7 protein-coding genes and 1 CRISPR repeat array are annotated in these 12685 nt (G+C 70.0%); all 7 genes read right to left on the bottom strand.

What is annotated here, in order from left to right; genetic code table 11:
• Window positions 1-86 precede the first annotated feature (86 nt).
• The 7 genes from ABZ923_RS39455 to casA all read right to left on the bottom strand — a co-directional run bounded on the left by ABZ923_RS39455 (window position 87) and on the right by casA (window position 11721).
• Entirely contained in the window at window positions 87-554 is a 468-nt protein-coding gene (locus ABZ923_RS39455) for a hypothetical protein (RefSeq protein WP_361482623.1), read from the bottom strand.
• Between the two features lie 381 nt (window positions 555-935).
• A CRISPR array of direct repeats spans window positions 936-3581; the repeat unit is 18 nt; unit sequence CCCCGCGTCGGCGGGGAG.
• A gap of 241 nt (window positions 3582-3822) precedes the next feature.
• Complete coding sequence (cas3, locus tag ABZ923_RS39460) at window positions 3823-6576, bottom strand: CRISPR-associated helicase Cas3' (RefSeq protein WP_361482626.1); 2754 nt, start codon at window positions 6574-6576, stop codon at window positions 3823-3825.
• 113 nt (window positions 6577-6689) lie between these two features.
• Complete coding sequence (gene cas6e, locus ABZ923_RS39465; protein WP_361482628.1) at window positions 6690-7358, bottom strand: type I-E CRISPR-associated protein Cas6/Cse3/CasE; 669 nt, start codon at window positions 7356-7358, stop codon at window positions 6690-6692.
• Entirely contained in the window at window positions 7358-8113 is a 756-nt protein-coding gene (cas5e, locus tag ABZ923_RS39470; protein ID WP_361482631.1) for a type I-E CRISPR-associated protein Cas5/CasD, read from the bottom strand. Before cas5e ends, cas6e begins: the two co-directional genes overlap by 1 nt.
• 104 nt (window positions 8114-8217) lie before the next feature.
• Complete coding sequence (locus tag ABZ923_RS39475) at window positions 8218-9483, bottom strand: type I-E CRISPR-associated protein Cas7/Cse4/CasC (protein ID WP_361482634.1); 1266 nt, start codon at window positions 9481-9483, stop codon at window positions 8218-8220.
• On the bottom strand, window positions 9480-10088 hold the full coding sequence (gene casB, locus ABZ923_RS39480) for a type I-E CRISPR-associated protein Cse2/CasB (protein ID WP_361354481.1): 609 nt from the start codon (window positions 10086-10088) through the stop codon (window positions 9480-9482). Before casB ends, ABZ923_RS39475 begins: the two co-directional genes overlap by 4 nt.
• Window positions 10089-10116: 28 nt before the next feature.
• Window positions 10117-11721 carry a type I-E CRISPR-associated protein Cse1/CasA gene (gene casA / locus ABZ923_RS39485; RefSeq protein ID WP_361482637.1) on the bottom strand — a complete coding sequence of 535 codons (1605 nt, stop codon included), beginning with the start codon at window positions 11719-11721 and terminating at the stop codon, window positions 10117-10119.
• Between the last annotated feature and the right edge of the window lie 964 nt (window positions 11722-12685).

A 12685-nucleotide genomic window follows, 5' to 3' on the forward strand; every position in this document is an offset into this window, starting at 1 on the left:
CGCGGGATCGCTGCGGAGACGGAACGTATCGTCGCCGCGGGCCGGTACCCGGCGCCGGACGCGCTCCCGACACGAGACGGCGGCGGCTATGAACTGGCAGGCCAGAACTGTACGAGGTAGCGCTCGACTCCTTGGATGCGTTCCTCGCTCTCGGCCAGAGCCTTGACTTCGGCTCGGCCGGCGGAACTGACTCGCACGCGCCACGACCCGCCCGAGTCGCCCAGCTTGATCAGGTCATCGAGCCGGCCCAGGCTCATCGACCACACCGCGACCTGGCCGCTGACCGACTCGAAGTCCGCCTCCGCCTGCTCTTCCCACGCTGCGGCGTCCCGCACAGGCGCAGGCCCGTCCCACACCTCGACCGTGAGAGAAGCAGTGTGGGTATGGCCGGCGCTCGTGATGTCCAGGCGTCCGGGATGAGTGCTCAGGAAGGCACCGAAGTCGAATTCGTCCGGGAACTCCAGATCGAGGAAGGCGTCGTCGGATTCCTGCAGTGCGAACGCGTGGTAGCCCACGAAGACATCAACATGCTGCTCACGGACAAGCTGCGGCACGAGGCGCCCCCCAGGGTTGTAGACGACTGGCCATCGCCTGCGATCATATGGCGGCGTCGCCGATCGGAACGCGGCACTGCGTGAATTGGGCGACGCCCGGTCCTCGGGCGGCCGAATGGTGCCGACGCGGGCTGGACGGAGCCTGCCCGTGCCGCCGGCCTCACCGTCGAGCCGTAGACGAGCGGCCCGCCGAGCCCGCACTGTGGAAGCGGCGCCACCAACTGTGGGTCGCCCAGGCCGACGACCTGCGCAGCCAACTGGCGAGGTCCAAACGGGTGGCGGCGCTAAGCGAATCAACGGCTGGTCGGGCGAACGCCGCTTGCATGTGCTGGGTGGCGAGGGTGACCAGCGCAGTGTGCTGCTGCCGAACTGCTGCAGCAGCGCCATCGTCAGGCTGGGGAGGACCTGGCCCGGTTCCGGGAGTCCGCGCAGACCGACGGGACACCCCCGCGTCGGCGGGGAGGACGGCAGCACCCGCTTGCGGGACGTCAGCCACGTCGGAGCACCCCCGCGTCGGCGGGGAGGACACGACGACCTTCACGCCGTGGTCCTTGACGAGCGGAGCACCCCCGCGTCGGCGGGGAGGACCCCTCGATCTCGGCGCGGATGAACGGCCGCTCCGGAGCACCTCCGCGTCGGCGGGGAGGACCTCGGCCGGATCGTCATCGCCGAGGTCACGCTCGGAACACCCCCGCGTCGGCGGGGAGGACTCGTGCGGCACCGCGAAAGCGAGCGTCCAGGGCGGAACACCCCCGCGTCGGCGGGGAGGACGAGCTGGAGGCGATGCAGGACCCGGACCGGTACGGAGCACCCCCGCGTCGGCGGGGAGGACGTGAAGAGCGGCAAGACGTAGGGCTGGAGGGACGGAACACCCCCGCGTCGGCGGGGAGGACCAGGTCGGCCCCATGCGCTACGTGAGCATGTACGGAGCACCCCCGCGTCGGCGGGGAGGGATGCGTGCATAACGCGCCACGCTTCTATTTTGGCGGAGCACCCCCGCGTCGGCGGGGAGGGCTCGAAGGAGAACGTGTCGTTACGGACGTCGTTCGGAACACCCCCACATCGGTGGGGAGGACGTGACGGACGTCGTCTGCCCCGTGGCGCCGGTCGGAGCACCCCCGCGTCGGCGGGGAGGACTCCAAGGCACAGCACCACATGACACAGCAGGACGGAGCACCCCCGCGTCGGCGGGGAGAACTTCGCATTCGGCCCCGAGGACGCCGAAGGCTACGGAACACCCCCGCGTTGGCGGGGAGGACAACGGCGGGTACGCCCACGGCAACACCACCGGCGGAGCACCCCCGCGTCGGCGGGGAGGACTACGAGGACGACGAACTGTACGCCGCCCACACCGGCGCACCCCCGCATCGGCGGGGAGAACACCAGCTCCCGGGCCTGCGACCGGGCTTGCTGCGGAGCAACCCCCGCGTCGCGGGGAGGACGCCGAGCTCGCCTACCTGGCCGGCTGGACCGCCGGAACACCCCCGCGTCGGCGGGGAGGACCTGACGCTGGTCACGATCCCAACGTGATCGATTGGAACACCCCGCGTCGGCGGGGAGGACCGCCGCGCTGAACTCAACGTGGGGCTGAAAGCCGGAAGACCCCCGCGTCGGCGGGGAGGACCTGACGCTGGTCACGATCCCAACGTGATCGATTGGAACACCCCGCGTCGGCGGGGAGGACCGCCGCGCTGAACTCAACGTGGGGCTGAAAGCCGGAAGACCCCCGCGTCGGCGGGGAGGGCAAGGCGAGGATCGAGGCGACCGCGGCGTCGATCGGAACACTCCCGCGTCGGCGGGGAGGACTCGACCTCCCACGTGGAGCGCTTCTCGTTCGTCAGAACACCCCCGCGTCGGCGGGAAAGACTCCGGGTGCTGCCGCACCCGGAACTCCCGGACCGGAACATTTCCGCGTCGGCGGGGAGGACTACTCGCGCTTGGCGACGTCCCATCCGACGTCCGGAACACCCCCGCGTCGGCGGGGAAGACGAGGACCGGATCGGTACGACGCTCTACGTCACCGGAACACCCCCGCGTCGGCGGGGAGGACTCGTGGACGCGCTGGCTGAGCATCGACTTCGGCGGAGCACCCCCGCGTCGACGGGGAGGACCGCCGCCACCGGCGGCGCAGCGAGGACAGCCCCGGAGCACCCCCGCGTCGGCGGGGAGGACGGCCTGCTGTCCCGTCCGTGTATCGGGCAGGGCGGAGCACCCCCGCGTCGGCGGGGAAGACAACGGCGTCTTCGTGGAGGACTACTGCCACGATGGAACACCCCCGCGTCGGCGGGGAAGACGCGGCCCGGATCGGTTGGGGGACGCCCGGCGACGGAACACCCCCGCGTTGGCGAGGAGGACTTCCCCCAAAGAGGCCGCAGGAGCTCCGACGACGGAACACCCCCGCGTCGGCGGGGAGGACAGCACTCCAGCACTGCCCGCCATGCCCCTGGGCGGAGCACCCCCGCGTGGGCGGGGAGGACTCGTCGATGTCGCCCGTGGGCGGGTTGCCGCCCGGAACACCCCCGCGTCGGCAGGGAGGACGGCGCTCCTCCCCACGTTGGGATGAGCGGTAGCGGAACACCCCCGCGTCGGCGGGGAGGACCTGGACGGCTGGAAGCTCTACGTGCTCAACCGCGGAACACCCCCGCGTCGGCAGGGAGGACCCGGGCGGCGAGTTCACCACGTTGAGGCGGACGGAACACCCCCGCGTTGGCGGGGAGGGCGGGACCAAGCTCACCGACTGCTGGCTGACCATCGGAGCACCCCCGCGTCGGCGGGGAGGACCGCGGGCTGCAGCCGTTGTACGGCAAGGGGTACGGAACACCCCCGCGCCGGCGGGGAGGACCTCGACCTCTACGACTGGCAGCCGGGGGTCTGCGGAGCACCCCCGCGTCGGCGGGGAGGACCCCAAAGCCCTTCTGCCAGTTGGCCGGACCGTTCGGAACACCCCCGCGTCGGCGGGGAGGGCGCCACGCCTGCCCTTCGCGGCACGGCGGCGCGCGGAACACCCCCCGCGTCGGCGGGGAGGAGCGGCCTGCGTCTACAGGCCCGGTGGCGCACCTCCGCTCGTGCGGAGAGTACGCGCCCAGGCAGATCGCTCCGGGCTGGGCGTCCGGCTCACCTCTGCTTGCGCGGAGAGCGCGCCTGAGTAGTCGACCGCACCGAATTCGGGTTCCGGGTGACCTCCGCTTGTGCGGAGCGGGAACGTCATGCTTTGCGGTGTTGTGGGCGCGTGTGTGTTTTCTTGTCAAGGTGCTGGTTGTTCGGGATGTTACTCGCGTACGAGGCCGTCGAGTCGGGACAGGTGGTGGGTCTTGCCGTTGAGTTGATACGGCCGGCGCCTGCCGGTGCTGGTGACGCGTTGCGGCAGGAGGAGGACGTCTCGGAGGGCGCCGATGTCCCGCCAGGTGGTCGGGGTGCTGGTGTCGGGGCCGCGTCCTTGGAGCCATCGGTGGTCGACTTGGACGGTGTGGGCCATGAGGTTGCGGATGGTGGCTGTGTCTCGGGGATCGATGTGGGTGGGGAGCGGTCGGTGGCGTGCCTGGCGGTCGAGCCAGGGGCGGCCGTGGGTGTCGGTCCAGACGGGCAGGACGCGGATGCTGTCGGCGCCGAGTCGGGTGACGAGGAGGTCTTCGTCGTCGATGGTGGTGAGCGGGTGGAGGTCGCGGATTGGTCGGGTGGGGGTGGGGATGGTGGCGGTGTCGGCGAGGGCACGCATGGCTTGTTCGGTGGCGAGATCGTTGGTGCCGGCGGTGGTGGTCCAGTCGGCGGCGTAGACCTGGTCGACCAGGGCTTGGACGTCTTCGGGGATGGCGCAGATGCCGCTGGTGAGGCCTTGGATGGCCGTCACGGTGCGGGTCAGGAGGTTTTCGCTGTAGACGGTGCCCCATCTGGGCGGGGGGAGTTTCCCGGTGGGGATGAGGACGGTCATGGCGGGGGTGGGGGCCCAGGCGGGGCGGTCGGTGCGGGGGTGGCGGTGGCATCGGCCGGCCCGCTGAAGGAGGAGGGCGATCGGGGCGAGGTCGCTGATGACGTGGTCGAAGTCGACGTCGAGGGATTGTTCGATGACTTGGGTGGCGACGACGATGACCGGTCGGGGCGGGCGGCGGCCGCGGGCCGGGGCGTAGTAGCCGTCCGGGGTGGTGCGGGCGGCGCGGGGCTTGCCGGCCCAGTTCTCGATGCGGCGTGTGACGCCTTGGCGTTGGCGTGCGGGCATGCGGGCGTGAAGGAGTTGGACGAGCGGGGCGCTGGGGCCGCTCCAGGCGCTTCTCAGGTGGCGGGCGGTGGTTTGGGCGTCGGCGACGGTGTTGCAGACGATGGCGGCGCAGCCTCGGCCTTCGTCGATCATGGGCTGGAGGGTGCGGGTGAGGGTGGCGAGGCGGCTGTCCGGATTGGTGGGGGAGGCCTGGTGGTGGACGTGGTGGAGGTTGACGGCCAGGCGGCGGGTGCGGGTGGTGGGGAGGGTTTCGCTGGTGGTGACGGTGCCGGTGGTGGAGTCGATGTGGGTCCAGCCGGGGTAGGTGGGAGCGATGGTGACGGGGCTGGTGTGGCCGGCGCCGGTGCGGTAGGCGGCGGCGAGGCGGGTGGCGATGCTGCCGGTGAGAGTCGCTGACAGCAGGATTACCGGGGTCTGGGTGTGGCCGAGCCATTCGAGGAGGCGTTCGGTCAGGCGGTGCCCGTAGGCGTCGTAGGCGTGAGCCTCGTCGATGATGACGGTCTTGCCCGTGAGACCGAGCCAGCGCATGACGTTGTAGCGGACCGGGAGGGCGGCGAGGGCGGCGGTGTCCCAGGTGCCGACGGCTACGCCGGCCAGGAGTCCGCGGTGGCGACCTTTGATCCATTCTGCTGCGACGGTCGATGCGTCGGTGAGGATGCGGTCGGTGTCGGGGTTGTAGCCGGCGTTCAGCCAGGCCATGGAGTGCAGCAGGGTGACCGGCATGGGGATGCTCGCGGCCTGGGCGACGTGTTCGGTGATGCGGGCGTGCATGGCGTCGGTAGTGGCCATGGTCGGCAGGAACACGCCGAGGCCTTCGGTACGGGCGGCGTGACCGAGGACGTGCGCGGCGAACAACGCTGTTTCTGTCTTGCCATCGCCGGTGGGGGCGGTGATGACGAGCAGGCCCGGGCCGTCGACGAGTGCCGGGAGGTGTTCGGCGAGGTCGGCCTGCAGCGGGTAGGGGTCGGTGATGGACGGGAACATGTCGGTGAACGACTCGGCCGGCTTCCAGACTGCGGCAGCAAGCTGGACCTCCGCGATGGCCTGCGGAGCTGCTTTTTGGGCGCGTTCGGCATGCGCGCTCCAGTCGCGGGGGTCCGGGGAGTGCTGGCGTTCCCAGTGGCGTGCGCGGACCCAGCCGATTCGGGAGGCGAGCCAGTCCGCGAGAACGATCAATCCGGTGGCGATGACGCAGGCGCCGCCGGGGGCAAATTGGGTGGGCGGCTCGGGGCTGCCGCACAGGTCGTGGACGGTGTGCAGGTGTGCGGCTCGCTGAGCACTCCAGCCGGCCGCGCCTACCCGCGGTTCCTGGTCTTCGGGACCGGTGAGAGTGCGGGCGTTCAGGGCATTGCCGTAGGTGCCGTGGTGGCCGCCGAGTATCTGCCCGATCTGGTGGGCGATCGAGCGCAGTGGCCGGCTGCTCGTCGGGTAGCCCGCTTGTATGAGAAGCGAGGGTGCGGTGAGGTGAGAGACGCGCTCGTGCCGGATTGAACTGCGGTCGTCCGGGACGGGGTATGCAGGGTCTTTGAGGAGAGCGGCCGCTGCCTCTTGGTCCTGGCGCTGAAAGGCCGGGCAGAGCTTGCCGAGGTCGTGGAGTCCGGCCCAGAACATCATCAGTTGGCGAGCGTGGGCTTCGGTGACGCCCCAGCCTTTCGCGATGATGTCCCGCTGGCCGGCGGTGAGGTAGTTGTCCCACAGCTGCCCGGCGATTGCTGCGGTGTCGATCAGATGGCTGATGACTGGGTACGGCCCCATTTCTTCCAGGCCATCGGACTTACCCCACAGGCGGTCGTCAATGGGAGGGCGCATCAGCAGAGGTATCCAATCCGATCCGTTCTATCTACGTGCATGCGGAGCGCCCCTGCAGGAGAGGTTCAGCCCAGCAACCTTCGGACCTGCACCGTCCCGGTGGGTTTGCCTTGTCATTGCTCGCGGTGGGGTGCGATGGAGAGCAGTCCGAGCCCGTAAGCGCGTCCATGGCCGATGCCGGTGGTGATGGCCTGGCGAAGGGCTTGGGTGTCGGTGATGGTGGCGATGCCGTCGAACCGTGTGACGTCGAGGCGTGCGCGCTTCTTCTCGCCCCGGGAGGCGAGGACGGGAGGCTGGGGGGTGTCGAGGATGAGCTGGGGGGTGAGGCCGGCGTGGGTGGCTTTGCGTTCCCACCAGGCGAGAGCGGCTTCGCCGGTGAGGGGGACGCGGCGTCCTCGGCGGCCGGGGATGCGCTCGGCTTTGGACGGGTTGGCGTCGATGCGGTAGCGGATGGTGCGGCCGGGCGTTGCCCAGTCGAGGAGGGGGTTGAGCTCGCGGTAGTCGACGTCGGCGGTGGTGTAGTTGGCGGGGAGGGCGTTGCGGTTGATGGTGATGCCCGTGGACTGGATGAGCAGCGTGGCGCCGGCGTGTTCGCGTTCGAGGCGGTAGAGGACGTTGTGGGCGGTGCGGGGGCTGGTGCCTGCCTGGTCGGGAAAGAGTGCGGCGACGCGGCGGTGGAGGGCGGTGTGGTCGCGAAGGTCGTGGTGGACGTCGCGGGAGCGGGGGTTGAGGGCGATACGGGCCAGGCGGACGGTTGTGGTTGCGCTGGCGGGGATGGTCATCAGGTCGTCTCCCGAGCGGGCGTGGTCTGTGCGTAGGTGATCAGGGCGTTGAGCCATGGGGTGCCGCGGCCGGCGCAGAGGCTGGCGGGGAGGGTGCGCTGGGTTTCCCACAGGTCGCGGGTGGTGAAGGCGCGGCCGGGCGCGGGAGTGTCGCGGACGGTGGTGGCCGCCGGGAGACCGGGCGCGGGTGGAGTGTCGTGGATGAAGGTGACGTCGATGGTGGCTGCGCTGCGGGGCGGGTCTGCGTGCAGTGGGGCGCGGTCGAGTTCGGCCACGGGATCGTCCAGGTCCGTGCGCAGGAGGAGCGGGGTGTCGGGTGGGCAGGAGCGGCGGCCGAGGTAGGGGGCGAAGACCGGCTCGGTCAGGGCGTGAGCGGCGAGTGCGGCGGTGTCGTCAGGGCCCGTGACGGCGATGGTGAATGCGGCGTCGGCGAGATACCACCGTTCGGTGATCATCGTTCCCTCCCCGAGCTTCTTCCGTCTGCCGTCAGCGGTAGGCGGGGTGAGTTCCCTGGGATAGCCGCCGCCGATGGTGTGGAAGTCCATCTCGCGGTGGCCCGGGCGGTCGACGCGGATGACGTAGCGGAGTTGGGCGAGGTCGGTGTTCTCGTGGTCGCGGGATCGTCCGAGCGCGGAGGCGAGAAGACCGGTGAGGGCCGACCTGGTGGGCGAGGTGCTGGTGGGCCTCACTTTGAAGTCGGCGGGGCCACCCCAGCTTTGCAGCGGGGCGGAGAGGTGCAGCAGGAAGCCGGCCAAGGGTCCTCCTCGGTGTGGTGGGGGGCGTGACCTCCGCGTGAGCGGAGCACTCTCGGGTGGTGAGGCGTCGGGTCGGCGCTTGCGCAGCGGTGGGCGGGACGCGGTCAGCTGGTGTGCTTGGTGATGGTGCCGAGGGTTCGGCTGATCAGGTCGTCGACGGCGTCCACGCGGTCCCCGAGGGCGGGGAACTCGATGTCGCTCAGGGTGACGTGAGCGTGGTCGGCGATGCGGCTGGTGCCGAGCATGCGGCTGTGGGCGGCGGCATGGGCGTTGAGAGCCTCGAGCGAGGCGGGGACGTAGCCATGGGTGGTGGCGGGGATGGGGGTCTCGAACGCGCCGACCAGGTTGACGGGCCGGTCGGTGCGGACGGCGATGTGGATGAGGTGCGGGACGGTGTGGGGCGCGGTGCCGGAAGCCTTGGCGGGCATGACCGCGAGGGGAAAGGCCCGCAGGAACGCCTCGATGACCTGCTGGGCGGTGTCGGCGTCCCCATCGAGGTTGCCGATGAGCTCGCGGACGTTGAGGGTGGCGTAGCGGTAGAAGGTGGCCGAGGTGTAGCGCTGGTCGCCCATGTGGCCCGCCCCGGTTTCTTCACCGGCGTCCTGGATCAGGTCGTCGACGGCGGAGAAGAAGTCGATCTGGGACGGGCCGGCGTGGGTAGCGAGGCTGTGGGCCATCTGGACGGCGCCGGCGACGGTGGATCCGGCTTCGTTGGCAAGCATCCGGCCGTAGGCAGCGATGGATGCATTGCGCTGGCGGAAGACCTCCAGCACGGCAGCCTGGAGCTGCTTGCGGTCGGCGGCGGGGATCTTCTTGTAGGCGGCGGCGAGGGGGCCGGTCTCGGCTGCCTCTCCCTCTTCTTCGTGGTCGGCGTCAGCGTCTTCGGTGTCGTCGCTCTCGGCCTTCTGGGCTTCGGCCTTCGCCCTGGCTTCGGCGATGGCCTTGGCCGCGGCGCCGGCCGCCTTGCTGAGGGCGTCGCGCCGGCTGTTCGCGATCTCGGCGAGAGAATCGAACGCGGTCTCCGGGAGGAACAGCAGGGCGTTGGTGCCGCCGGCGTCGGACAAGCCGAGGCCTTTGATGTCGGCGGCGAGGATCAGCATCTGGGCGGCGGCGAGGGCGGTGGTCTCGTCCCAGCCGGCGGCGGTCAGGCGCTTGGCGACGGCGAGGGGCGTGCCTCGGGTGCGCACGGCACGACTACCAAGGGCCTCTTCCATGTGCGTGCGACTGTGCCGGCGGCCGTGCTGGGAGGAGAGCCGAGGGCGTGGCACCCCGCCGTAGGTGGCGGTCTTGGGGGCGCCCTGCCGGTCGCGGTTGAGGTTGCTGTAGGGGGCGGAGTGAATGATGTGGACGTCGATGTAGAGCGGGGTCACTTACTGGTCTCCTTCGAGCCGGCGGGGGTGGTGTAGGAGCGGGCCCAGTCGATCCGGACGTCGGGAGCCCAGCGCTGGTAGCGGATGCTGTCGCGCAGCAGGACCGGCCACTTGACCGGGACGCTGCTGGACCGCAGAAGACTGATGGTGGAAGGCAGTTCGGCCATGAGCGCGTCGTAGTCGAGTTCGCACAGGTACGACAGGAGACCGGTGGCCGTCTCACGGCGCATGCCTGCACGCGCGGCGCGGGCGAGGGACCAGCCGAGGTTCTCCCACGGCTTCGCCGGTGCCGGTTCCTTGACGGTGAGCGGCTTGTCGCCGGCGCGGGGATTGGGCGCGTCGTGGACGGCCCACAGGGCTGCGACGAGAAGGAACGGGCGCTCGGCTTCGCGCAGGACGTGGTGGCTGGTGTCCTCGCGGACGGGGATGCCACCGGCGGGCACCAGGTGCACGTACATGGGCCAGGGGTTTTCGAGATTGTCAGCGAGGCCTTGGCGCAAGGTGGCGCGGCCTTCGGGAGTGGCGCAGGCGCGGCGCACGGTCTTCATGAACCGCTCGTAGGTGGCCAGGCCGTTGCCGTTGGCCGGCGGGGATTCGGTTGTCACGTTCGAGGCTCTTTCTCGTGAGCGCTGATCAGGTGGTCTTCTTCGTGGACCGCCGGGTCTTGGGGTGAGTGAGGATCGCTCGCGCCTGGGCGATGGGAATGAGGCCCGCAGGCGTGGCGGCGTCGGCGCGGGTGGCGTCGTCGTACAAGGTGATGGCAAGTGACCGCAGTTGCGGGTCGGTACCGTCACTGATGGCCTGCCAGAAGCGGCTGCCGGTGCGGTCCCAGTAGACGGCGATCGTGTCGTGAGTCCAGGGGCACTCGGAGCGCGGGTCGGGACTCATCGCGTTCCACGCAGACCGCAGAGCAGCAGCCAGAGCCTTTGCGCTCTCCTCGGCCGTCTGGCGGGTCGATGTGACTCGGGCAGCCATTTCGGGGTGGCGGCCGGATGTGTAGTCGGCGACCACGACCGGCGTGACCTGCTCGAACCAGATCTCCTCTTTCTCCTGCTTGTCCTGGTGACAGGCGAGAGCTCGGGCACGGATGGGGCCGAGGTGGTCGAGGGCTTCGGCGGGCAGGGTGTCGAGCAGCCGGATCCATGCGGGCGGAGTGGTGGCCGAGCTCGTGGTGTCTCCGGGGCGCCGGATATGAACGAGGGAGTCAAAGTCCCGCACGAGGGCGCGTGCGTGGTTGGCGCGGACAGGTCCCCCCTTGGCGCGGTTGATCAAGAACGGGTCCTCCGCGGCCGTGACGGCCTCGGACGCTACTTCGAGAGCCTTCTTCGCGCCGGCATCCTTCAAGGCACTGGGTACCGGGGTACGCCAAGCTGCCCAGACGGCAGTGATCTGGCCGGTAGTCGGATCGGTGCGGGTGAGAGTGGCGTGCGCGGCCCGGTTGATCAGCCGGGACACCGGCCCGGTGGGCAGTTCGGGCCGGAGGGGATCCGGAAGGGCGATCTGCTCCCACTCGGGCAGGTCCGGTCCGGTGACCGGAATGTCGGTGGGGTGGGGGGCCGACAGCAGGAGATTGGTGTATTCGTTGCCGCTCTCGGGGTGCCAGGAGATGGCAGACCGGAGCGGAGCGGCGGCCATGGACTTGTGCGTGACGCCGTTGTGGCTGCGGTTCGCCCCGAGCCCGCACGGGCCGTACTGCCGCCACGCGAGGACCCACCAGAAAGCCTCGTGCGGCGTGACGGGGGCAGCCTGCGGAGTCCGGTCCAGCCAGGGCTGATTGTTCCCGGACGCCCGGGTCATGACGAGCTTGGCCGGCGGAGCCGGGTCGCCGCACTCCGTTGCGAGGCGCGGGTCTTGGAGGAACGGCCGCTCGGGATCATCCAAGTTGAACCGGTGAGCCCACTTGCTGTTGTAGGCGGCCACCTCTGCGGGGTCGAGGTGGCCCTGGCGGAAAAGTTCGTCCCAGCGGTCGTCCCACGCGTCGGGGTCGGCTATGTCGAGGCCGCTGATACGGATGAACAGAGCCACAAGGAGCCGGCGCAGGGCGGAGGAGACGGCAACATTGGGGATGTCGAGCGTGCCGAGGTGTGCGGCCGCGAGCATCTCGCCGAGCGGGGTAAGGGTCGTGAGGCCCGGAGCAGCGGCAGGCAGCGCACCAGGCGCCAGGCGCGCGAGTTCGGTGCGGTCGGCGTCGTGGTGCCACTTCATCGGCACACACGGCGACATCATCACGTTGAACACAGAAAGTAGCTCCAGCCAGGACGGTAGCCCCCGGAAACCGGGAGCCTAAAAGCGTCAACTACCTACGCGAGCAGGATGTGTTGACCTGCTGTCAGATCAGCAACAGGGTCAACATAAAGTGAGATAAGACGGGCGCGCAAGCGACTGCTCCAACTGTCAGTGGCGACCTGTAGGGTGGCCGCGGCAGCGGTCCGCACATCAGAGCTGACTTTCAGAAAAAGCCCGGATCTAAGGCGAACGTGGAATCCGTGCCAGCGGACGTAGTGAGCTCGTACTATTGCTCATGTGTCCCACCAGAACCTTGATAAATGAAATGGGAAACGCCGGCAAAGTGCAGGTCAGGAAGTTTTCGCTCCGCGCACGAAGGTCACGCGTGATTGCGGATCGAAGGACCGCCCTTGTTATCGGCCGCTCCGCGCACGCGGAGGTCACCCGGTCGCGCATGCGGACAGCGGTTACGGTCAGCGTGACATAGGCCAGGCCAGCCGTCGGCCTTCGCCTAGGTCCACGATGCGAGATCAACAACCATGCACAGCTAGTTGTCCGCCGAAGCACAAGCCCCCTCCACCAGGCAGGCCAGCGCACGTTCTCGCGGGGGTAGCTTCGCGTATGCGTTCGACCGCAACGGGAGGCGCGGGCATGCGCGGCTCATGGTCGTCCCCGCGCCGGCGGGGTGCCGCCGACCGGTCCTCCCCGCCGACGCGGGGGTGCTCCGACGCCGTTCAGCGTGATGCTGGCGTCGGCGAGGTCCTCCCCGCCGACGCGGGGGTGCTCCGGAGCAGCAGCTCGAAACGAAGCGGCTGCAGTCGTCCTCCCCGCCGACGCGGGGGTGCTCCGGCAGCATGACCACCAACAGCAAGGCAGCCCAGGTCCTCCCCGCCGACGCGGGGGTGCTCCGGCGATGGCGGCGGCCAGGTAAGTGGCCTGGGGGTCCTCCTCGCCGACGCGGGGGTGCTCCGCGCTT

The organism is Streptomyces sp. NPDC046881, assembly GCF_040645015.1.
In the GTDB taxonomy this organism is placed as follows: domain Bacteria; phylum Actinomycetota; class Actinomycetes; order Streptomycetales; family Streptomycetaceae; genus Streptomyces.

Excerpts from the sequence above, each read along its gene's own strand:
- cas3 (WP_361482626.1), bottom strand. The coding sequence starts at position 6,576 with ATGCGCCCTCCCATTGACGACCGCCTGTGGGGTAAGTCCGATGGCCTG.
- cas6e (WP_361482628.1), bottom strand. The coding sequence starts at position 7,358 with ATGACCATCCCCGCCAGCGCAACCACAACCGTCCGCCTGGCCCGTATC.